Source organism: Roseovarius sp. MS2 (assembly GCF_051447875.1).
Classification (GTDB): Bacteria; Pseudomonadota; Alphaproteobacteria; order Rhodobacterales; family Rhodobacteraceae; genus Roseovarius; species Roseovarius mucosus_A.
The window spans coordinates 2,772,242-2,792,938 of record NZ_JBKHVF010000001.1 but is presented as its reverse complement, the minus strand read 5'-3'; the positions used below and the strand labels follow the sequence as shown (position 1 = coordinate 2,792,938).

The following is a 20,697-nucleotide window of genomic DNA, read 5'->3' as shown; positions in this document are numbered from 1 at the left end:
ATGACATTGGTCGCACGGGCCGAGATCCTCATGGACGCCGACCAGGCGAAGGCGGAACTGCAGGCCACCGGCACCGCCGCCAAAGGAGCCGCTCAGGACATTCGTGGCGTCGGCACGCAAGGTGCGGCTGCGTCACGCGGCGTGAAACAGCTCGAGACCGCAGCCCGGACCTCGGCAACCGGCCTGACCGCCGCCAGCAGCGCCGCCGAGGTCAACGCGGCCGCGACCCAGAAAGTGGCCTCGGCCAATCGCCTCGCCGCAGGCTCGATGGGCAACCTCGTCGCACAAGGCAATGACGTGTTCGTCATGCTGGCGGCGGGGCAAAACCCGCTGCAGCTGGCCATTCAACAGGGCACACAGATCACTCAGGTGATCGGGCCGCTCGGGGCCGCAGGCGCATTCCGGGCTCTGGGCGGCGCGGTCCTGTCGATGTTGAGCCCGATCAACTTGATCACCATCGCCGCACTGGCGGCCACGGCCGCCGTGGTCAATTGGTTCATGTCCGCGTCAGAGGAAGGCGAGACATTCGCCGATAGCATCGAGGCGCTGGAGACCCGGATCGACAGCCTGAAGGACAAGATCGCCGAGGCCTCTGCCACGCGCCTTGAGCTGGCCGGCCGGTTCGGTGAAGGCTTCGTGGAGCGCGCGCAAGACATCCTCGATCGGATCGTCGAGGCCGAAAAGCGCGCGGCACAACGCGAGGCGGCGGCCGGGATCACCAGCTTCCTTGACGAGGGCAATATCAACCTGCCCCGTTTCGACAGCGGCGACCAAGTGCGGCTTGCGCAGGAGTTCGACCTCGGCAACATCTTCTTCGGCAAGGCGCGCCGCGAGAGCCGGAGCCTGATCAACGACGTCTTGGCCGACCTGGTGCAGTTGCAAGAGGCGGCCCAAGGCACCGTCGAGGAACAAGCCGCTGCCGTTGACGCGCTGATTGAAAGCTACACCGCAGCCGCGCAGGCCTCGGGAGAAATCTCCGAAGCGGAACAGGCGCGGCTCGACACGCTCGACCAGATGCGCATCCGGTTGGCCGAGGTTGCCAAGTTGCAAAGCGAGGACCCGGCGCGGAACCGTCAGACCGAGGAAATGCTGACCTTCCTCGACCTGGTGACCAAGGCCACCGGCGAGCAGCTCAAGGCCGAGGCGGCGGCGCAGGCCATGCTCTCGACCATGACCGAGCAGAACGCACTGGCTCAAGCCATCGCGCAGCATGGGGCGGACAGCACCGAAGTGACGCGCCTGCGCGCGCAATTCGCGCTCAACGCCAAGCTCGAGGAAATCGAGGCATCAAACGCAAGCGAGGCGACGAAAGACGCCCTGCGCGACGCCGCAGAGGCCGCCTTTGATCTCTCGACCGCAGATATTTCCGGGGCGCTCAATGCAGCCGCCAATGAGGCCGCCCGTCTCTCGGCAGAGGTGCGCGGTGCCGTCGATGCAATGTTCGACTTGCAGTCCCAAGGCGAGGTCGGGTTAGAGAACGCCCGTATCCGGGCAGAGTTTCGTGATGACCCGATTGGGCGCGCCGGAGCCTTGGCTGGTGCCCGGTTCGACCGCGCGTCTGCCCCGATCCGGGACGCAGGTTTTGAGAACGTAGGCGAAGAGGCATTTCTTAACAATCAACGGCAAGCGGCCATCGAACTGGCGCGCGAGACCGCCCGGCTCAATGAACTGGCCCGCCCCGTTCGGTCCACCAGCGGCGCGCGCGGCGGGTCCACCAATGCCACCTTGCGCGAACAACAGGCGCTCGACCGGCTGATCGAGAGCAAGCGGCGCGAGATCGAGGCGCTGCGCGAAAGCGACCCGGTGCAGCGCGAAATGATCCGTCTGCGCGAGAGCCTGACTGCCGCAACCCCAAAACAGCGCGAAGAGATAGAGGCCCTTGTCGAGGCCCATGAAAACGAGCGCATCGCCTTGGAGCGCAAAGAGGAGTTCAGCCGCGCCGTAGATGACGTGCTCCTCGAGGCCGAAAGCCTGCGGGACGTCTGGAGAGGCATCGGCGACATGATTGTGCGCGCGGCCAAGGAGGCGCTCATCCTCGGGTCAGGTCCTTTGGGCGGGCTCTTTGGCGGCAGCGGCCTTCTGGGCGGGATCTTCGGCGGGGGCGGCAGCGGCGGCGCGCTTGGCGATCTCTTTGGTCTCTTCTCCGGCGGCTCGCTGATCAACATTGCCACGGGCGGTCTGCCCGGTGAGTTGGTGTCTGGCTTTGCCAGCGGCGGCGATCCTCTCGTCACCCGCCCCGGCATCCTCTTGGGCGCAGGCACAGGCCGGGGCGACCGCATTCCCGCGATGGTCAGCGCGGGGGAATTCATCATGACGGCCGAGGCCACAGCCCGCAATCGCGCGCTGCTCGAAGCCATGAACGCAGGCGCGATCATCCCGGGCTTTGCCGGGGGCGGCCTGCCGCTGCCCGCGCAGGCGGGGGGTGCAGTCGGGGCGGCGGGCGGCGCAGGCCCGCAGAGCAATAGCGTCACGCGCCTGCGCATCGAGCCGTCGGAGCTTTTCCGCGTCGTCGCCGAAGAGCGCGCGCGCGACGTGGCCATCGAGGTGGTTGACGATTTCTCGGCGCAACAACTGCCGGGCCGGGTCGAGGCGATCCGGCGCGATCCATTAGGGAGAGGATGATGGCGGTACAGGATTGGCCCCTTCCGGTCTCGGCCTTCTTTGACCTTCTGGGCATCGAGGAGGCCACGTTTTTCCTCAGCGGTGAGAGCACCAATTCGGTCACCGCCGGGGGCGAGGTCATCGTGCATCGGCGCGGCACGCGGCTTTGGCAAGGCGAAGTGGTTTTGGGCAAATCCGAGCCTGATGTGATCGCTGCCCAAGATACACTGATCGAAAGCCTGCTCGAGCCGGGCGCGTCCTTCATGATCCACGACCGCCGCCAGTTTGCGCCGCAAGACCCCGCCTATCCGGCAGGCGTCAACTGGGCCGCACAGCCGGTCACGATCAAGAGCCTTGTCCCCGGCAACCGAGAACTGAGCCTGCAAGGCCTGCCGCCCAACTTTACCCTTCGGCGGGGGCAAAAGATCGGGTTTCAATATCTGGCGAGCCCCGTGCGCTATGCCGTCCACCGGATCATGAATGCCACGGTCACGGCGGATAGCACCGGGGCCACAGCCCGGTTCGAGGTCTCGCCCTTTATCCGCCCCGGCGTGGTGGTCGGGGCCTCGGTGATCCTTGAGCGTCCGCAACTGCGCGCAAAGCTGCTCAGTTTCAAACCGGGGCCGGGCCGCTCACGGCGCACCGAAGGCGGCAGCTTCAGCTGGCAGCAAACGCTGGGGGGCGGAGTATGAGCTTTGATCTTGCCCAAATGGACCAGCTGGCCGAGCGCAGCGGCACCGATGCCCATATCCTCGTTCTGATCGAGCCGCGCGACCGGGTCACGGGCGAGATCGTGCCCATGGGCCTTTGGACCGGGGACGATCACCAGACCTTTACCGTCGACGGCGAAACCCATCTCTTTCTGGGTGCGGGCAATGTGATCGAGGTGCCGCCGATCCGCGCAGGCATCGGCCTCGAGGTGCGCCGCCACCGTGTGATCTTGCCGCCCATGACCGATGCCGCCAAGCTGGCGTTGCAGGTTTATCAGGCCGCACAGGCCCGGGTGCGCGTCTGGTCGCAGCCGCTCGATATCTACACCGGCGCGCCGCTTGGGACCCCGCAGCGCGTCATCAAAGGACGGCTCGAAACGGCACCCGAGACCTTGGCAAAGCTCGGTGATCAGTCTCGCACAGAGCTGGTGATTTCCTCGGCTACGCGCCCACTCACCTTCCGCCAGCCGCTTTTCAAATCCGATGCGGCACAGCGGCTGCGCGACCCGTCCGACCGCTTCCGCGAGCATGCCGCCAGCATCGCCGACCGCCCGATCCCATGGGGTCAAGAGACGGTCGTAACCGAGCAGCCGCCCCCCTTCATACGGGAAAACGACCCGAGCGACCGCAAATGATGACACGCGAACGCCTCCTTCGGAAATTCCTCGATGCCCGGCGCGCAGAGCCTTTCCGCCCGAGCCTTTCCGACTGCGCCATGTTCGCAGCCGACTGGATTGCAGAACTGACCGGCACCGATCCGGCGGCGCAATGGCGCGGGCAATATCGCACCTTAGAAGAAGGCCGCGCGCTTCTCTTGGCGGACGGGTTTGCCTCCCCTGCCGAGGTTCTGGCCTCGATCCTGTTGCCGGATGCGGGCTGGATGCAGGCACAGGCGGGCGACGTCGTGGTGCTAATTGAGGCGGGTGACGAGGCCATGGGCCTTGTGGGGGGCGGGCATATCCATGTGCTGCGTCCCCTGCGGGGCTTGGGCGCGGTGCCACTCAACCGCGCCGTCAGGATTTACCGGCCATGAGACTGCTCGCATGGGTCATGGCACTCGTACTCGCCTCCGCCGCCCCTACCTCGGCCGGGCCAGTGGCCGCCGCCGTGGCGGCCGTCTTTGCCGGGATCACGGTCAAGGCTGTGGCCCTTTTTGCCCTGCGCCTCTTTGCCGGTGTGGGCCTATCGATCCTGCAACAACGCCGCGCCCGGCGCGGGCGCAACAAGGCCTTCGGTCTTCAAGTCACGGCGACGACACGCGGCGAGTTGGAAAGCGAAACGACGATCACCGGCTCTTACGCCACCAAGGGGCATCTGATCTATCACAACAGTCACGGCCCCAATAACAAGTATTACCAGACCGTGATCGAGTTGGGCGGCCTGCCCGGTGCCACCTTCAGCCGCGTGATGGTGGACGGCGTCTATTCCGAACTGGGTGAAGAGGCGCATCCCGACTACGGCTTCCCGCTCATTGCCAAGCGCGACCTCGGCCGAGATTATGCCTGGATCAAGGTCTATGACGGCACCCAGACCGCCGCCGATCCGACGCTGGTTGCGAACTATGCCGAGGACCCCGAGACGCCCTGGACGGAGGCCCATATCGGGCGGGGCATCCCGTATGCGATCCTCACGATGGAAGTCAGCTCCAAGGTCTGGCCCAATGGCGCACCGGAGCAGCGCTACGAGGCGCGCGGCATCCCCTTTTACGACCTGCGCCGCGACAGCACCGCCGGGGGCACGGGGCCGCATCGCTGGGACGATCCCACCACCTGGGAGCCCACGCGCAACCCGGTGGTCCAGATCTACAACATCCTGCGCGGCATTGACCTTTATGACGGATCGGTCTGGGGCGGCGAGGCCGAGGCCGAAGACCTGCCCGGCTGGAACTGGGTGCCCGGCATGAACGCCTGCGACGTCGACCTTGGCGACCGCCGGAAATACGAGGCGGGCTATGAGATCAAATTCGCCGAGGACACGCCCGGCGAGGTGATCGACGAGCTGCTTGCCGCCTGCAACGGGCAGATCGCCGAGTTCGGCGGCTTCTTCTATATTCAGGTCGACGCCCCCGATATCCCTGTGGCCAGCATTACCGACGACGACCTTCTGGTGACGGATGCCGCGACCAAGGACCCTTTTCCCGAATTGCTCGAGATCTTCAACCGCGTCACCGCCAAATACGTCTCGCCCGGCGCGCTCTGGAACGGCGTGCCGCTTGAGCAAATCAGCAATCCCGCATGGCAAGCCGAAGACGGCATTGTGCGCAACTTCGAGATGGACCTGCCCGCCGTCTTCAACGCCGCGCAGGGGGGACAGCTGGCCAAATCCGCGCTCGAAGATCACCGGCGCTGGCGGCGGCATGCTTGGCCGCTGCCCCCTGACTACGCCGGGCTGCGCCCGCTCAACACCGTCTCGGTGACCAGCGCGTGGAATGACTACGCGGACAAGCTCTTTGAAGTCACCGAGATCGTGCTCGACCTGCACCGCCTGACCGTCGTGGCCTCGCTGCGCGAACGCGATCCGGGGGATTTCGAGATCGACGCCGCGCTCGAGATCCCCGACCGCAGCTCGATCCTGCCCCGCCCGGTGCCCAACGACGCAGGCCTGCCGTTCTTCAATGCCGCCGCGCGCACCGTCACCAACGCCGAAGGCACCCGCGCCCATGCGGCCGTCGACGTCACTTGGGACGCCTCCGGCATCGCCGAGACCATCAAGGGCATCGCCATCGAGTGCCAAAAGCGCGAGACCGAAGAAGAGGTCTGGAGCGGCACCGTGCTTGATGTCGAGCGGGGGCTGGCCACAATCCAGCCTGTGCCGCTGCTCACCAACCTGCGCGTCCGCGCAAAGGCCCTGTCCGACAATCGCCGGGGCACCTGGTCGGCTTGGATTTGGGTGACATCCGACGACGTGCGGGTGGCCGCGGCCGATCTCAGCGATACCCTGCGCGACCAGTTCGACGCGGCCTTTGCCCTGACCCAAGCACGCCTTGGCGAGGATGGTATTCCGCCGAGCGTGGCCGATCTTTTCGGCCGCATCGAGCAGGTGATCGCACCCATCGGCCCGGGCGACGTGCCGGAGCTGCCGCATGTGGCGCGGCTCGACGGTGCACTGGTGGCAGAGGCGCAGGCCCGCGCGGGGGACATGCTCGGGGTCGCGGGCGGTGTCCGCGCGGCGCGCGGCCGGATCAAATCGGCGGCGCAGCTGGCACTCGACGCCACCGCGCGGGACTTTCTGGCGCGCGACGCGGTGCGCACCGCGCTCGTGGCCGAGGTCGAGGGCGCGCGGGCCGAAGCCGCCTCGGCGCTCACCGTGGTGGCGGATGGGCAGGCTCAGATTGCGCAGGCGGTCCAGACCCTCGAGACGACAACTGCCGATATCTCGGCCCTCGCCCAGACCATCGACCAGGCGCGGATTGACGGCGACGAGGGACTGGCCAATCAGATCGCGCTTTTGTCCGTGGGCACGGTCACGCAATTCGATCACGCCGCGATCTGGCATTGGGACACGGAACCCGAAGGCTGGACCGGCGTCACCACCGCCCCCAGCGTCACCGCCGACGGCTGGCTGGCCCCCGCCTCGGGAAGCGGTGCCATCTCGCCCATAGGCCTTGGCATTGCGGCGCAGACCTATCGGCAAATCCGCGCCCGGCTGCGCCGCGCCGGTGCCCCCACTTGGGCGGCACAGGTTTGGTGGGCCGCCTCCGGCCAGGCGTTCGAGGCCGCGCGCCGCGTTGACGTGATCGAGCCGGAATGGGCCGACGATGTGGCGCTTCTGACGGTTGATCTTGCTTGGTCTGGCACGGTCGACCGGGTGCGGATCGACCTGCCCGCAGGCGTCGAAATCGACTGGCTGGCCATCGGCCGCCCTGCCCCCGGCGCATCCAGTGCAGAGGTGGCCGCAGAGCGCGCGGCGCGGATCGCGCAGGTGCTGGCGCTGGCCGAGGATATCACGGCACTCGGGGCCGATCTGACCGATCTGGAGGGGCTGGCAACGGGCACAGCCGAGGCCCTGACCGCAACCACCGCCCGCGTCACCGCCACCGAGACGGGCATTACCACCCTGACCGATGCCACCACGGCCCTCGGCGGCGAGATCACAGACCTGGAAACCGGCCTCACCCAGACCGGCGAGGCGGTGGACACGCTGACCGTCAGGACGGACGAGTTGGAAGGCGGCGAGCGGGTCCAATCCAATGCGACCCGCGCGGTGCGGTCGCGCGTCAAGCTCTCCGGTGCGCAGTCGGCTGAAGGGGCCGCGCGCGCGCTTCTGGACGGTATCTCCGCGCGCGAGGTCGTGGCGCAGGCGGCCCAGGACCTCAACACCCGGATCGACCTGACCGAGGAGCAAATCCAGATTGTCTCTGCGGCCGTCACCTTGGTTCAGGCGGCCATCCCGGGGCTTGCGACGGCAAACGCACTCGACCTGCTGACCGCCGAAGTGACGGAGATCGACGGCGCTCTGACCGCCCTCGCCTCGCGCACCACCACCGTCGAGAGCGCTCTCAATACGCCCGACACCGGCCTTCTTGCACGGGTCTCGACGGTCGAGGCCACCAAAGTAACGGAGGCGGAGGCGGTCGCGGCCGTCAATCAGACCGTCTCGGCCAATTACGGCGATCTGACCGCACTGGCCGAGGCCACGGCCTTTGCCGAAGCCACGGCGGACGGGATCGCCGCAGGCTTTGTCATGCGCCTAAACGAGCAGAACGTCTTTGAGGCCATCAGCGTGAGCGGCGGCACCGACGGACCCATCGTCACCGGGCGCTGGTCGGGGGACTATCTGCGTCTCGACGGCAATGTCGAAGTCACAGGCGATTTCCTCGCCACCAAGATTTTTGCTGAAGAGGCCGTGGTGGGGCGGCTTGTGGTGGTCGAAGAGATCATCGGCCTCGACGCGGTGGGCAAGATCAGCAACACGCGGCGCGCGACCAACACCGGGGGCCTCGGCACCAGCTACAGCACCGTGCTGACCCATGTCGCCAGCCACAAGGACAGGACGACCGAGCGGAACATGATCCTCTTTTGCCGGATGCAGATCGAGGGCTCCAGCGCGGCGGCCGGGAACATCCTCGAATACCGCATCCTGCGCAACGGCGTGCTGATGTCGGGCGTGCCGCCGCTGAAGCGCGACGTGCGCCCCGGTGAGGTGGCGCAGGAGTTTGTCGGGATCAAGCAGCGCACCACCGCCAATGAGGTTTTCACGATCTACACGCTCGAGGCCCGCGTTGCCACGAACGGCGCAGGCATCGCGGCCGTGACCATCAACACCGGCACGGAAATCTGGACCGAGGAAAAAGCAATCGCGGGGTTCGTGTGATGGACGACATTCGGCACATCCGAAACCAGCTTCTAGCGGCCTGCGACTGGACGCAGATGCCCGACGCGCCGCTGGACACCGATGCGCGGGCGGCATGGGCCACCTACCGTCAGGCCCTGCGCGACTTGACTGATGGGGTAATGGACCCCGCGCAAATCGAGTGGCCCGCGCGGCCAGATCAACAGGAGTAAGCCATGACCACGACATACGATACAGGGACCATCTCGGTCAGCAACGGCAGCACCACGGTCACAGGCGTGGGCACCAACTGGATCGCGGGCGGCATCCTGCCCGGGGACGATTTCCGCGCGGCGGGTCTCACGGTCGAGATCGCAGCGGTTAACAGCGCCACCTCGATTACCCTTGCCCGCGCTTGGCCCGGCGGTGGGCAGACATCGGCCAACTACTCCGTCCGTCTGATCGACGCGGGCGAGCGGTCCCTCAAGGCCCTGAATGACATCGTGGCCGCCCTCGGATCGGGAAACCTCACCAGTCTCGCGGCCCTATCCGGGGCGGCAAACAAGCTGCCCTATTTCACCGGGACCGGCACCATGGGGCTGGCGGATATTACCGCCGCCGCGCGGGCGCTGATCGCGCGCGCCACCATCGAGCAATCCAGCCCCACGGACACAACGAGCGGTCGGTTGATGGCGGTCGGGGCCTTCGGTCTGGGGGTGGCCACCTCGATTCCGGCCCCGGCCTCGCTCGATACTCAGACCGCGACGGGCTTCTATCGCTACGCCAACACCACCATCGGCGCACCAAGTTCGGCGGGGGTTGTTCTGCACATGGCGCGGCTATCCTCGTCCGGTGCCAGCGGCTTCATGCAGGTGGCCTTTGGGGTGAGCAGTCAGATTTTTGTACGGCATCTGACAGATACCACTGGCCCGGTCTGGTCCGCTTGGACCGAAGTCACGACCGCGCTCAATATCGGCGCGCAATACGCCGCTCTGGCAGCCGGTGCCGTTGGGTCGCACCTCGTCCTGACAAACACGTCAGGGGCCGCGCATGCTCAGGGCGCGACTGTCGCAGGGAGTGCTCTCACGCCATCCCAGAGCGGCACGTGGATGGCTCTTTCGAGCGTTGCCGCCGCTTCATCAACCGTATTTCGGAGGGTTTCATAATGATCGAATACCGCAATCCCAAACAGTGGCCAGACGGGCGTATTGATTGCGAGATCAACCATCCCGCTCTGGGCTGGATACCGTTCACGGCGGTTGAGGGTGACGAGAGCGCGGCGCTCGACGTGACCGAGCTGCGCGCGGCGATGTTGGCCGATACCGCGCTAGTGCCTGTGATGACGCCGGAGGAACTGGCCGCGCGGGAAATGGCGGCGCGGGCCTTGGTCCTTAAGGCCGAGTGCCGTGCGCGCATCCTCGCCGTCAGTTCCGAGACCACGCAGATGAACATTGCCCAGGCCGGGATCGTCTTCACGGCCGCCATGATCAACGGCGCGCCGCGCGCCGAGGCTCTGGGCGCCTCCGGGCTTCAAGAGGGCGATCTGGACCTTGCCCAAGGCTGGAAAGCATGGGTGGCCGCGATGCAGGCCGAGTGCCGTCGCGCCATCGAGACGGGCGACGATCCGGTCTGGCCCGAGGTGCCCGAGGGCGTCGCAGGCCTCACCGCGCGCTTCTGATCCCAAAACCACAGGAGGCCCCGAGCGCGCTGGAGAGCACGCCCGGGGACGCGGGGCCAGGTCGCCAAACACAAACCCCGCCGACCAGGTAAACCTCATGGCCGCTCCCTGCCCCAAAGGGGCGGCGACTTTATGAGGCGATTCGATTTGGAAGGTCTAGAACTGCGTTGCTGCGCCTGCAGCCGTTTGCTATTTAAATACGAGAGAGGCGCGCAGATATCCGGCGTCTCGATAAAATGCCCAAGATGCCGGGCGATGAATATCCTGAGGCCCAGAGCCCTTCCCCCAAAGCGCGCTGCGCAGAGAGAAGGAGCCAACCTTGGCCAGATCGACCACCCTCCCGAAACCTGACCTGCCGCCCGGTGCGCCGGGCCTGCCCAAGGGCACCCGCTACCGGCGGCAATATGGCGTCATTGTCCTGCTCGAGGACGAGGCCGCCCAAGTCGACGCCTTCGGCCGATTGCGCCGCCAAGGCTTCAAATGCCGCGTGGTGGTGACATGAAGCTCGCCATTCACCACGCCAGCCCCATCCCGGACACCTACCGCGCCGCCCGGGTCTCAAGCCTCTTCAACGTCGAGGGCGACGCCGACTTCCGCCTCGAGGTCGAGGCTGATCTCTTGGCCCGCCCATGGCAGATCGGCCTCATCGTCGGCCCCTCGGGCAGCGGGAAATCCTCCCTCGCCCGCGCGGCCTTTGGTGCGCAGCTTGATCCGCGCCCGTGGCCCGAGGGCGCGCTGATCGACGCGATTGATCCCGAGGGGGAATTCGACGCCGTCGCGGCGGCGCTCTCCGCCGTGGGCCTTGGCACGGTCCCGAGCTGGCTGCGCCCCTTCCGCCACCTCTCGACCGGCGAGCAGTTCCGGGCTGAGCTGGCGCGCATTCTCGCCGAGCGGCCGAGCTTTGCCATTCTCGACGAGTTCACCTCGACCATCGACCGGCGCGTGGCCCAGATCGGCGCGGCCGCCTTTGCCAAGGCGTGGCGGCGCGGCAAAGGCCAGTTCGTCGCCGTCACCTGTCACGAGGACGTGGTGTCCTGGTTGCAGCCCGATTGGGTGATCGACACCCGGCGCGCCGAATTTCGCTGGAGGCGTCTTCGACGGGCACCGCGCATTGCCATGGACATTCACCAGACAGACGGCTCCTTCTGGCCCGCCTTTGAGCCGCATCACTACCTGAAGCTGCCCCGCATGATCGCGGCCAATTACTACGTGGGCTTCGTCGACGGCGCGCCCGTGGCGCATCTCGCCGTCTCGACCCGGCCGGGGCTGGTCGAGGGCCGCGCCTGCCGCCTTGTCGTTATGCCCGAGTGGCAGGGCGCGGGGCTGGGCCTGCGCTTTCTCAACGAGGTCTGTGCCCTCTGGCGGCGCGGCGTGAACCGCTATGACAAACCGATGCCGATGCTCTTTCACACTTCGCACCCCGGCCTCGCCGCAGCCTTGCGCCGCGATCCCCTCTGGGCGCAGGTCTCGGCCATCCTCTACGCCGAGTCCAAGGAGCGCAGCATGAAGACCCTCGCCGCCGCCCGGGCGCGCAAAGGGCTCAAACCCGCCGGGACCGGCTACGGCGGCCATTTCCGCGCCGTGCAGGGGTTTCGGTATGTCGAGTGAGGGGGGGTTAGGGGGGCATCCAGCCGTCAAACTACAGCTAATTTTCCCCAACACAGAAATTCCAAAGCACTGCAGTTATTGGCAGATCAGGCGAAAGATGCAAGCGTTCCAATAATCTTCTACTGAGAAAATTGAGGAAATCAAATCGCTCCCAATGGGATAGCGGCCAGCCACAACAATAGGTTAAAATACCCTTCCATAAGCGAAAGAAGAAAACCCCAACCAAAATGCAGCGCAAGCCAGATAATGCCTGCTGCACCGGCGATGGGCGCGGCCCAAAAAGCTCCTAGCCCAAGAATTGCACCAATCGCGTGAATTGGGCTTTGCGGAGCCAGAGCGATCCACGAGCTCAAGGCATCGCGAAAAAAATAGGGCCAAATACCTTGCAGGCTGATTAGGCTGATCACCGCATGTAACCCAGTGGGCAAAATAGTTGAAAACAACATAAGATACAGCCAAATGTACTCTGCGGGGCGCTCATAAATGCTGCCGAAGAGCGCCTGTAGATCGATTAGGGGCACACTAGCCAGCTGATTCAGTCCGTGAATGATTGCTACCAAACTTGTGCCAAGGGCGAGAAACAAAAAACCTGCGAGGCTCAAGTCAACTAGCCCCCATAGCCACGGGCGCGAGGAGCGAAGCCCGAAACGGATGAGCGAAAGGGTTAAGGCGTAGGACACCACGTCAAACAGCGCGTTGAAGATCGGCAGCATTCCAAGAAACAGGAATATAGCACGGCGGTTATCGGGAGCGGCCGACCAGTCAAACAAGCCTGTAACTGCAATCGCGGCAATCAAGATGCTCATTGCAATTAACAAGCGCATGATCCCCTGCCTGCCGCGCTTGTCTGCCGCCTCAACCGCGAACACAATCGGGACTGTTAGCACCATTGCGCCTGCAACTGCGAACCCAACTGTGAATGCCCCTACGAACGCGCCTGAGAGTACGACGCCGAATGCGACAGCTACAGCGAATGCGCTTGCAAATGCGCCCGCAAATACGACCGCGAATGTGCCCTCAACAACTAACGCGTACGCGCCTGCAAATGCTATTGCGACTACGGCTGAGAATGCGCCTGCGAACGCAAATGAGAACGCGCCTACGAAAGCGACTGCTATTGCAAATGCGAATACGAATGCGAGAATAAGTAGCCAGCCAGCATTCCGCCTTACCCTAGGCTGTTCGCTAGCCGCCATGCGCTTAGTGCCTGCTATTCCCACAATCAAAAGAATGACCATAAACAAAAAAGCTGCGCGATTGGGCCAAAACTCCGTGCCCGGTAGCACCACTAAGCCGTCTAAACGCCCCTCTGCTCCTGTTACGGTCCATTGTCCGACCATCAACAGAATCGGATAGGCCACTGCCAGAAGAATTGCGCGATCATAAAGCCGCCATGTCATTGCCGCGCGAAAATAGGAAACCCATGGGGCTTTTTCGGACACCGGATTACAAAACCGCCTCCAGACCCATTTGATAGATCCTTTCATAAAATAGGTGTAGAGCTGCGTGTAACTTGGCGCTTCAAGCTGATGCGCAATCATGTTTCGTTTCTCCGCATCGGACAAAACCAATGCCGCAACAGGGCAGAGCACGACCCAAATGATCAGAGCCATAGAAAGCCAGTAAGGCGGAGACAAGGTGGTAATTGCGCCAAGCACCACTGTAGTCAGAAGGGCAAGTGCTGTCCCCGTATTGATTGTGAGGTGCGAGTCATTCGTGCTCAAGTTAGTAAAACCCAATCCGCTTTTTTTGCCGCACGAAATGTACATGATGTAAGTTTTATAGAGCGTGAACCGAACGGGGCGTTCTAGCAAGCGCAATGATCATCCAAGCTATCGTCAACCCAGCCATTCTTTGCGTAAAGCAGGGGAAGGCTTTTGACTGGATTCGCCTAATCCAGTCAAGTGATCAGACAGTATTTTAACCATCCCTCTAGCATCCCCTTAACCAAAAACCCGTTGCTGTAAACTTGACTGTAATTCACTGCAAACTTCGCTGTCACGCTACACACGCTACAGCTACAACAGTCACGCAACACTGGCCTTTGCAATAGTTCTGAAATAGTTGTTAATTAAACAGCCGTTCATTTCAGCGCAGAGGAGCCGCCGATGGATTTCGCCCTTACCGAGGAACAGACCGCCATTTTCGACATGGCGCACGCCTTTGGACAGGACCGCATCGCGCCCCATGCCCGCGACTGGGAGCGGGCGGGCACCATCCCCAAGGAGCTTTGGCCGGAAATCGCCGCCCTTGGCTTTGGCGGCCTCTATGTGAGCGAGGAGGCGGGCGGCTCTGGCCTTACGCGCCTTGAGGCAACGCTGGTGTTCGAGGCGCTCTCGATGGCCTGCCCTTCGGTCGCGGCGTTCCTGTCGATCCACAATATGTGCGCCAAGATGATCGACAAATTCGGCTCTGACGCGATGAAGGCGCGCGTTCTGCCCCGCGCCCTGACCATGGAAACCGTGCTGTCCTATTGTCTGACCGAGCCCGGTTCCGGCTCTGACGCCGCCGCCCTCAAGACCCGCGCCGAGCGCACCAATGCGGGCTACACCCTCAACGGCACCAAGGCGTTCATCTCGGGCGGCGGTTATTCCGACGCCTATATCGTCATGGTCCGCACCGGCGGCGATGGCCCCAAGGGCATCTCGACCGTCTATGTCGAGGCGGGCACAGAGGGCCTCAGCTATGGCGGGCTCGAGGATAAAATGGGCTGGCGCAGCCAACCCACCCGGCAGGTGCAGTTTGACAATTGCAACATTTCTGCCGAGAATTTGGTGGGTGAAGACGGGAAAGGTTTCACTTATGCGATGAACGGCCTTGACGGTGGCCGCCTCAACATTGCCGCCTGTTCCTTGGGCGCAGCGCAGCAGGGCCTCACCCAAACCCTCGCCTATATGGCCGAGCGCCGCGCCTTCGGCAAACCGATCGACCAGTTTCAAGCGCTGCAATTCCGCCTTGCCGATATGGAAATCGAGCTTCAGGCCGCCCGCACCTTTCTGCGCCAGGCGGCGTGGAAGCTTGACAATGACGCCCCCGATGCCACGAAATTCTGCGCCATGGCCAAGAAATTCGTCACCGAAACCGGCAGCCGCGTGGTCAACCAATGCCTGCAATTGCATGGCGGCTACGGCTATCTCGCCGATTACGGGATTGAAAAACTGGTCCGTGACCTGCGCGTGCATGAAATCCTTGAAGGCACCAACGAGATCATGCGCCTGATCGTGGCGCGGCAGATGCTGGCGGGCCAATGACCGCCGATATCCACATCCGCAAAGAAGGGCGCGCCGGGCGCATCACCCTCACCCGCCCCAAGGCGCTGAATGCACTGAGTTACGAGATGGCCATGGCCATCGAAGCGGCGCTGGAGGACTGGCGCACCGACGATGACGTGGCCCTGATCCTGATCGACGCCGAAGGGGACAAGGCGTTTTGCGCCGGCGGCGACATTCAGCAGCTTTATGACACCGGGCGCGCGGGCGATTACGATTTTGGCCGTCGCTTCTGGGCCGATGAATACCGCCTGAATGCCAAGATCGCAGGCTATCCCAAACCCTATGCCGCGTTCATGCAGGGGTTTGTCATGGGCGGCGGCGTGGGCATTTCCTGTCACGGGTCACACCGCATCACCTGCGAAAGCACGCAAATCGCCATGCCCGAATGCGGCATCGGCCTTGTGCCTGATGTCGGCGGCTCGCTGATCCTGGCCCGCGCGCCGGGGCGCATGGGCGAATACCTTGGCACCACCGGCACACGCATGGGGCCGGATGACGCGATTTACGCAGGCTTCGCTGATACTTACGTGCCACAGCTCATGTGGCCCACCCTCATCGCAAAACTGATCGAGACCGGCGACCCAAGCCTCATCACCGACCATGCGCGAACGCCGCCCCCCGGCCCCCTGCGCGCCCTCACCCCGCAGATCACCCAGCATTTCAGCGGCGAGACGCTGCGCGACATCCTCAACGCGCTACGCGCCGAGGACAGCGATTTTGCCCGCGACACGGTAAAATCCCTCAGCCGCAATTCCCCCCTCTCGATGGCCTGCACCATCGAGATGATCCACCGTCTGCGCGGCCCCGCGGCCGATATCGGGCGCGCCCTTGGCCTTGAATACCGTTTCACCTATCGTGCCATGGAACAGGGCGATTTCCTAGAAGGCATCCGCGCCGCAATCATCGACAAGGACAGAAAACCACATTGGAAACATGGGCTTGACAGCTTGCCGGGCAGTGCCGTGGCGCAGATGCTGCAACCCTTGGGCAAAGACGCCCTGACGCTGGAGGAGGCAAAGACATGAAAATCGGGTTTATCGGGCTGGGCAATATGGGCGCACCGATGGCGGCCAATCTCGCCAAGGCCGGGCATGACGTCACCGGCTATGACATGGCAGCGGTACAGATCGACGGCGTCACCATGGCCGCCAGCGCCACCGAGGCCGCGCGCGGTGCGGCCGTGGTCATCACCATGCTGCCCAATGGCTCCATCCTGCGCAAGGTCGCGTCCGAGGTGATCCCGGCCATGGACACTGGCGCAGTGCTGCTTGACTGCTCGACCGTCGATGTCGCCAGCGCCCGCGATGTCGCGGCAGAGGCGCAGGCGGCGGGCCTCTCCGCGCTTGATGCACCCGTGTCGGGTGGCGTCGGCGGGGCCACCGCCGGCACGCTCACCTTCATGGTGGGCGGCGACGAAACAGGCTTTAACATCGCCCGAGAACTCTTTGACATCATGGGGCAAAAAGCGGTGCATTGTGGCCCCTCCGGCAATGGGCAGGCCGCCAAAATCTGCAACAACATGATCCTGGGCGTGACTATGATCGCCACCTGCGAGGCTTTTGCCTTGGCCGACAAACTGGGCCTCGACCGGCAGGCGATGTTTGATGTGGTCTCAACCTCCTCGGGCTACTCATGGTCGATGAATGCCTATTGCCCGGCCCCCGGCGTTGGCCCCAAATCGCCCGCCGACAATGAGTACAAACCGGGCTTTGCCGCCGATCTCATGCTCAAGGATCTGCGCCTCTCGCAACAGGCGGCAGAGGCGGCTGATGCCGACACCCCCATGGGCCGCGCCGCCTGCGATCTTTACGCGCAATTCGTGGAAGCCGAAGATGGCAAGGGCCGCGATTTCTCGGCCATGCTGCCCCGGTTCGAGAAACGCGGGCGCGGCTGATGCCGTGGGTGGCGCGCGCACCCGGCCTGCCCGTGCTCGAGCCAGAGGCGCGCGCCATTCTCGACCGCCTGACGCCGATGACCGCGCCAGCGGGCACCGTGCTTTTTCACCCAGGCGATACGGTCAAGGGCTTTGTCATCATGCTGTCGGGCCGGGTCGAGGTCTATCTGACCGGCGCGTCGGGGCGAGAGCTGCTGCTCTACGCCGTCGAGCCGGGCCAAAGCTGCGTGCAATCCACCCTTGGCCTGATGGGCGGTGACGCCTATTCCGGCGAGGCGATCACACGCGCCCCCTCCGAACTCGTACTCGTCCCCCGCGATACGTTCCTGCACCTGATGGACCTCTCCGACAGTTTTCGGCATTTCGTCTTCGCCGCCTTCGCGCAACGCCTGCAATCCATGATGCACCTGCTCGACCGCGTGGCCTTTCAGCGGATCGAAACCCGGCTTGCGCAATGCCTGCTCGACCGCGCCGAGAATGGCATCCTGCGCGCCACCCATGCTGAAATCGCCGTGATGATCGGCTCCGCTCGCGAAGTGGTCTCGCGCCGCCTTGATGCGCTGGCGCGGAGGGGCATCGTGACGATAGAGCGCGGGATGGTCCATATTCTCGACGCCGAAACCCTGTCCGAGATCGCCCAAAGCACCGAATGACCGCCCATGAGGCCAATCGCGCAACCCTCATAAGGCCAGCGCAATCTTGCCCCTTCCCCTTGCCCTCTGCTGCGATATGTTGCACGACGATATCTGAGAAACGACCCGATTAAAGGACCGGCGGAATGGCTGACGGAATGATGGACATCAACGCGAAACCGACCGAGGAAATCTCGGTCCGCGAGACATTCGGTATCGACACCGATATGATCGTCAAAGGCTTCGCCACCCGGACCGAGCGCGTGCCGGAATTCGACTCGACCTATAAATTCGATCCCGACACCACGCTCGCGATCCTCGCCGGGTTTTCCCACAATCGCCGCGTGATGATCCAAGGCTATCACGGCACCGGCAAATCCACCCATATCGAACAGGTCTCCGCGCGTCTCAACTGGCCCTGCGTGCGCGTCAACCTTGACAGCCACATCAGCCGGATCGACCTGATCGGCAAGGATGCGATCAAACTGCGCGACGGCGTGCAGGTCACGGAGTTCCACGAAGGCATCCTGCCTTGGGCGCTGCGCAACCCCACCGCCATTGTGTTCGACGAATACGATGCCGGTCGCGCCGACGTGATGTTCGTGATCCAACGCGTGCTCGAGGCGGATGGCAAACTCACGCTTCTGGACCAGAACGAAGTGATTTCGCCCAACCCCTATTTCCGCCTCTTCGCCACCGCCAACACCGTGGGTCTCGGCGACACCACCGGGCTTTATCACGGCACCCAGCAGATCAACCAGGGCCAGATGGACCGTTGGTCGCTCGTGGCCACGCTGAACTATCTCAGCCATGACGCTGAAACCGCTATCGTGATCGCCAAGAACCCCCTCTACAATACCGCCGAGGGGCGCAAGACCATCAGCCGAATGGTCACAGTCGCAGACCTCTCGCGCACGGCCTTCATGAATGGCGAGCTTTCAACCGTCATGAGCCCCCGCACCGTGATCGCATGGGCGCAAAACGCCACCATCTTCCGCAACGTGGGCTACGCCTTCCGCCTCACCTTCCTCAACAAATGCGATGAATTGGAGCGTCAGACCGTCGCCGAATTCTACCAGCGCTGCTTTGACGAGGAACTGCCCGAGAGTGCCGCGAATGTAAAAGTGCGCTAAGCGCCACTGGGACAGCCCGATGAACAAACCCACCGACAACCCCGCCGATCCGTTCAAAAAGGCGCTCGCCAACGCCACCAAGGTGATGGCCGACGATTCTGAACTGACCGTCAGCTATTCGGTGGACCCCAGCGGTATCTCCGGCGATGCCATGCGCCTGCCGCAGGTCTCCCGCCGCATGAGCCGCGAAGAGGTGCTCTTGGCGCGCGGCACCGCCGATGCGCTGGCGCTGCGCCACAAATTCCACGACGCGGGCACCCATGCGCGCTACGCCCCCCCCGGCGACATGGCGCGCGACCTCTACGAGGCGATGGAAACCGCGCGTTGCGAGGCGGTGGGCGCCCGCGACATGCCCGGCACCGCCACCAATATCGACGCCAAGATCGCGCAGGATGCAAACCGTCTGGGGTTCGAGCGGATCACCTCCACCGCCGATGCCCCCCTGCCCGCCGCCGCCGGATACCTGATCCGCCACCTCGCCACGGGCCGCGATATGCCTGCAGGCGCGCAAAACGTCATGAACCTCTGGCGCGGCTTTATCGAGGAACAGGCTGGCGGCACCTTGGGCGCGCTTCAGGATATTCTCGCCGATCAGACCGCCTTCGCCAAATTCGCCCGCCGCATGATCGAAGATCTCGGCTACGGCGACCAGTTGGGCGATGACCCCGACAGCATGGATGACGACCAGCAAGACGAGGCCGAAGAAAGCGGCGAAGAACAAGAAGAGCCCGACAGCACCGGTCAGGACGACAGCGACGAAACCGAGGCCGAAGCCGATCCCGAACGCTCTCAGGACGAACAGCAGGACGCGGCGCAGGCACAGGTCAGCATGGAGGAGCTGGCCGACGACGAGATGCAGGATGAAACCGAGCTGCCCGAGGGCGAAGCCCCGCTTGAGCCGCCCGCACCTGCGCCCATTTCCGACGCCGATCCACATTACGCCGTCTACAACACCGCCTTTGACGAAGAAATCCGCGCCGAAGACCTCGCTGACCCGGTCGAGCTTGAACGCCTGCGCGCCTATCTCGATCAACAGTTGGAACCGCTCAAAGGTGCTGTCAGCCGCCTTGCCAACAAGCTGCAACGCCGCCTTCAGGCGCAGCAAAGCCGGTCTTGGGAATTCGACCGCGAAGAGGGCATCCTCGATGCAGGCCGCCTCGCCCGTGTGGTGGCCAACCCGACCACCCCGCTCAGCTTCAAGGTGGAAAAGGATACCGAGTTCCGCGACACGATGGTGACGCTGCTTCTGGACAATTCCGGCTCGATGCGCGGCCGCCCCATTTCCATCGCCGCCATCTGCGCCGATGTTCTGGCGCGCACGCTCGAACGCTGCTCGGTCAAGGTTGAAATCCTCGGATTCACCACCCGCGCGTGGAAAGGCGGCCAGAGCCGCGAAAAATGGCTGGCCGAGGGGCGCCCGCAACTGCCCGGCCGCCTCAATGATCTGCGCCATATCATCTACAAATCCGCCGACGCCCCCATGCGCCGCACCCGCGACAATCTCGGGCTGATGATGAAAGAGGGGCTCTTGAAGGAAAACATCGACGGCGAGGCGCTCGAATGGGCGCATCGCCGCATGATCCAGCGCAAAGAGGCGCGCAAGATCCTGATGGTGATCTCTGACGGCGCGCCGGTTGATGACAGCACCCTGTCGGTCAACCCCGCCAATTACTTGGAAAAACACCTGCGCGATGTGATCGCCATGGTCGAGCGTCGCAAACAGGTCGAGCTTTTGGCCATCGGCATCGGCCATGACGTCACCCGCTATTACCAGCGCGCCGTGACCATCACCGACGCCGACCAACTGGCAGGGGCCATGACCGAACAATTGGCCGCGCTCTTTGACAGCGATCCGCGCGCCCGCGCCCGCGTCATGGGCATCCGCCGCGCGGGCTGAT

Annotated in this window: 18 protein-coding genes; 17 read left to right on the top strand and 1 reads right to left on the bottom strand. The window is 64.1% G+C overall.

Annotation, left to right across the window (positions count from 1 at the left end; translation table 11 throughout):
- From ACLGGT_RS13675 to ACLGGT_RS13625, 11 genes are all read left to right on the top strand, one after another.
- Window positions 1-2,622: a phage tail length tape measure family protein gene (locus tag ACLGGT_RS13675; RefSeq protein WP_437196531.1), complete on the top strand. Its 2,622-nt coding sequence runs from the start codon at window positions 1-3 to the stop codon at window positions 2,620-2,622.
- A complete protein-coding gene (locus tag ACLGGT_RS13670) occupies window positions 2,622-3,293 on the top strand; it encodes a hypothetical protein (RefSeq protein ID WP_437196529.1) in 672 nt (223 codons plus the stop codon). The genes ACLGGT_RS13675 and ACLGGT_RS13670 overlap by 1 nt, the downstream gene beginning before the upstream one ends.
- Window positions 3,290-3,946: a hypothetical protein gene (locus tag ACLGGT_RS13665; RefSeq protein WP_081508117.1), complete on the top strand. Its 657-nt coding sequence runs from the start codon at window positions 3,290-3,292 to the stop codon at window positions 3,944-3,946. Before ACLGGT_RS13670 ends, ACLGGT_RS13665 begins: the two co-directional genes overlap by 4 nt.
- Complete coding sequence (locus tag ACLGGT_RS13660; RefSeq protein WP_437196527.1) at window positions 3,946-4,344, top strand: DUF6950 family protein; 399 nt, start codon at window positions 3,946-3,948, stop codon at window positions 4,342-4,344. Before ACLGGT_RS13665 ends, ACLGGT_RS13660 begins: the two co-directional genes overlap by 1 nt.
- Window positions 4,341-8,624 carry a hypothetical protein gene (locus ACLGGT_RS13655; RefSeq protein WP_437196525.1) on the top strand — a complete coding sequence of 1,428 codons (4,284 nt, stop codon included), beginning with the start codon at window positions 4,341-4,343 and terminating at the stop codon, window positions 8,622-8,624. The genes ACLGGT_RS13660 and ACLGGT_RS13655 overlap by 4 nt, the downstream gene beginning before the upstream one ends.
- The gene (locus ACLGGT_RS13650; protein ID WP_437196523.1) at window positions 8,624-8,815 is read left to right on the top strand and encodes a tail fiber assembly protein; all 192 of its coding nucleotides are present in this window, start codon (window positions 8,624-8,626) and stop codon (window positions 8,813-8,815) included. The genes ACLGGT_RS13655 and ACLGGT_RS13650 overlap by 1 nt, the downstream gene beginning before the upstream one ends.
- A gap of 3 nt (window positions 8,816-8,818) precedes the next feature.
- Complete coding sequence (locus ACLGGT_RS13645; protein WP_437196521.1) at window positions 8,819-9,748, top strand: pyocin knob domain-containing protein; 930 nt, start codon at window positions 8,819-8,821, stop codon at window positions 9,746-9,748.
- Window positions 9,748-10,260: a hypothetical protein gene (locus tag ACLGGT_RS13640; protein WP_437196519.1), complete on the top strand. Its 513-nt coding sequence runs from the start codon at window positions 9,748-9,750 to the stop codon at window positions 10,258-10,260. Before ACLGGT_RS13645 ends, ACLGGT_RS13640 begins: the two co-directional genes overlap by 1 nt.
- 132 nt (window positions 10,261-10,392) lie before the next feature.
- Complete coding sequence (locus tag ACLGGT_RS13635) at window positions 10,393-10,611, top strand: Com family DNA-binding transcriptional regulator (RefSeq protein WP_437196517.1); 219 nt, start codon at window positions 10,393-10,395, stop codon at window positions 10,609-10,611.
- Complete coding sequence (locus ACLGGT_RS13630; protein ID WP_081508111.1) at window positions 10,580-10,762, top strand: hypothetical protein; 183 nt, start codon at window positions 10,580-10,582, stop codon at window positions 10,760-10,762. Before ACLGGT_RS13635 ends, ACLGGT_RS13630 begins: the two co-directional genes overlap by 32 nt.
- Window positions 10,759-11,868, top strand: a complete 1,110-nt coding sequence (locus tag ACLGGT_RS13625) for an ABC transporter ATP-binding protein (protein ID WP_437196515.1) — start codon at window positions 10,759-10,761, stop codon at window positions 11,866-11,868. The genes ACLGGT_RS13630 and ACLGGT_RS13625 overlap by 4 nt, the downstream gene beginning before the upstream one ends.
- A gap of 140 nt (window positions 11,869-12,008) precedes the next feature.
- On the opposite strand, the gene ACLGGT_RS13620 is transcribed toward ACLGGT_RS13625, so the two are convergent.
- The gene (locus ACLGGT_RS13620) at window positions 12,009-13,682 is read right to left on the bottom strand and encodes a hypothetical protein (protein ID WP_437196513.1); all 1,674 of its coding nucleotides are present in this window, start codon (window positions 13,680-13,682) and stop codon (window positions 12,009-12,011) included.
- Between the two features lie 294 nt (window positions 13,683-13,976).
- Here ACLGGT_RS13620 and ACLGGT_RS13615 point away from each other — a divergent pair, with 294 nt between their 5' ends.
- The 6 genes from ACLGGT_RS13615 to cobT all read left to right on the top strand — a co-directional run bounded on the left by ACLGGT_RS13615 (window position 13,977) and on the right by cobT (window position 20,696).
- Entirely contained in the window at window positions 13,977-15,119 is a 1,143-nt protein-coding gene (locus ACLGGT_RS13615; protein WP_008280178.1) for an acyl-CoA dehydrogenase family protein, read from the top strand.
- Window positions 15,116-16,165: an enoyl-CoA hydratase/isomerase family protein gene (locus ACLGGT_RS13610; RefSeq protein ID WP_437196511.1), complete on the top strand. Its 1,050-nt coding sequence runs from the start codon at window positions 15,116-15,118 to the stop codon at window positions 16,163-16,165. Before ACLGGT_RS13615 ends, ACLGGT_RS13610 begins: the two co-directional genes overlap by 4 nt.
- Entirely contained in the window at window positions 16,162-17,034 is an 873-nt protein-coding gene (mmsB, locus tag ACLGGT_RS13605) for a 3-hydroxyisobutyrate dehydrogenase (protein ID WP_437196508.1), read from the top strand. Before ACLGGT_RS13610 ends, mmsB begins: the two co-directional genes overlap by 4 nt.
- The gene (locus tag ACLGGT_RS13600) at window positions 17,034-17,687 is read left to right on the top strand and encodes a Crp/Fnr family transcriptional regulator (protein WP_008280175.1); all 654 of its coding nucleotides are present in this window, start codon (window positions 17,034-17,036) and stop codon (window positions 17,685-17,687) included. The genes mmsB and ACLGGT_RS13600 overlap by 1 nt, the downstream gene beginning before the upstream one ends.
- Before the next feature lie 125 nt (window positions 17,688-17,812).
- The gene (gene cobS / locus ACLGGT_RS13595; protein WP_008280174.1) at window positions 17,813-18,799 is read left to right on the top strand and encodes a cobaltochelatase subunit CobS; all 987 of its coding nucleotides are present in this window, start codon (window positions 17,813-17,815) and stop codon (window positions 18,797-18,799) included.
- Between the two features lie 19 nt (window positions 18,800-18,818).
- The gene (gene cobT, locus ACLGGT_RS13590; protein WP_081508105.1) at window positions 18,819-20,696 is read left to right on the top strand and encodes a cobaltochelatase subunit CobT; all 1,878 of its coding nucleotides are present in this window, start codon (window positions 18,819-18,821) and stop codon (window positions 20,694-20,696) included.
- Window position 20,697 lies beyond the last annotated feature (1 nt).

What these genes read in the sequence shown, in the direction of transcription:
- ACLGGT_RS13675 (WP_437196531.1), top strand. Translation starts at nt 1, where the DNA reads ATGACATTGGTCGCACGGGCCGAGATCCTCATGGACGCCGACCAGGCG.
- ACLGGT_RS13670 (WP_437196529.1), top strand. Translation starts at nt 2,622, where the DNA reads ATGGCGGTACAGGATTGGCCCCTTCCGGTCTCGGCCTTCTTTGACCTT.
- ACLGGT_RS13665 (WP_081508117.1), top strand. Translation starts at nt 3,290, where the DNA reads ATGAGCTTTGATCTTGCCCAAATGGACCAGCTGGCCGAGCGCAGCGGC.
- ACLGGT_RS13660 (WP_437196527.1), top strand. Translation starts at nt 3,946, where the DNA reads ATGACACGCGAACGCCTCCTTCGGAAATTCCTCGATGCCCGGCGCGCA.
- ACLGGT_RS13655 (WP_437196525.1), top strand. Translation starts at nt 4,341, where the DNA reads ATGAGACTGCTCGCATGGGTCATGGCACTCGTACTCGCCTCCGCCGCC.
- ACLGGT_RS13650 (WP_437196523.1), top strand. Translation starts at nt 8,624, where the DNA reads ATGGACGACATTCGGCACATCCGAAACCAGCTTCTAGCGGCCTGCGAC.
- ACLGGT_RS13645 (WP_437196521.1), top strand. Translation starts at nt 8,819, where the DNA reads ATGACCACGACATACGATACAGGGACCATCTCGGTCAGCAACGGCAGC.
- ACLGGT_RS13640 (WP_437196519.1), top strand. Translation starts at nt 9,748, where the DNA reads ATGATCGAATACCGCAATCCCAAACAGTGGCCAGACGGGCGTATTGAT.
- ACLGGT_RS13635 (WP_437196517.1), top strand. Translation starts at nt 10,393, where the DNA reads ATGAGGCGATTCGATTTGGAAGGTCTAGAACTGCGTTGCTGCGCCTGC.
- ACLGGT_RS13625 (WP_437196515.1), top strand. Translation starts at nt 10,759, where the DNA reads ATGAAGCTCGCCATTCACCACGCCAGCCCCATCCCGGACACCTACCGC.
- ACLGGT_RS13615 (WP_008280178.1), top strand. Translation starts at nt 13,977, where the DNA reads ATGGATTTCGCCCTTACCGAGGAACAGACCGCCATTTTCGACATGGCG.
- ACLGGT_RS13610 (WP_437196511.1), top strand. Translation starts at nt 15,116, where the DNA reads ATGACCGCCGATATCCACATCCGCAAAGAAGGGCGCGCCGGGCGCATC.
- mmsB (WP_437196508.1), top strand. Translation starts at nt 16,162, where the DNA reads ATGAAAATCGGGTTTATCGGGCTGGGCAATATGGGCGCACCGATGGCG.
- ACLGGT_RS13600 (WP_008280175.1), top strand. Translation starts at nt 17,034, where the DNA reads ATGCCGTGGGTGGCGCGCGCACCCGGCCTGCCCGTGCTCGAGCCAGAG.
- cobS (WP_008280174.1), top strand. Translation starts at nt 17,813, where the DNA reads ATGGCTGACGGAATGATGGACATCAACGCGAAACCGACCGAGGAAATC.
- cobT (WP_081508105.1), top strand. Translation starts at nt 18,819, where the DNA reads ATGAACAAACCCACCGACAACCCCGCCGATCCGTTCAAAAAGGCGCTC.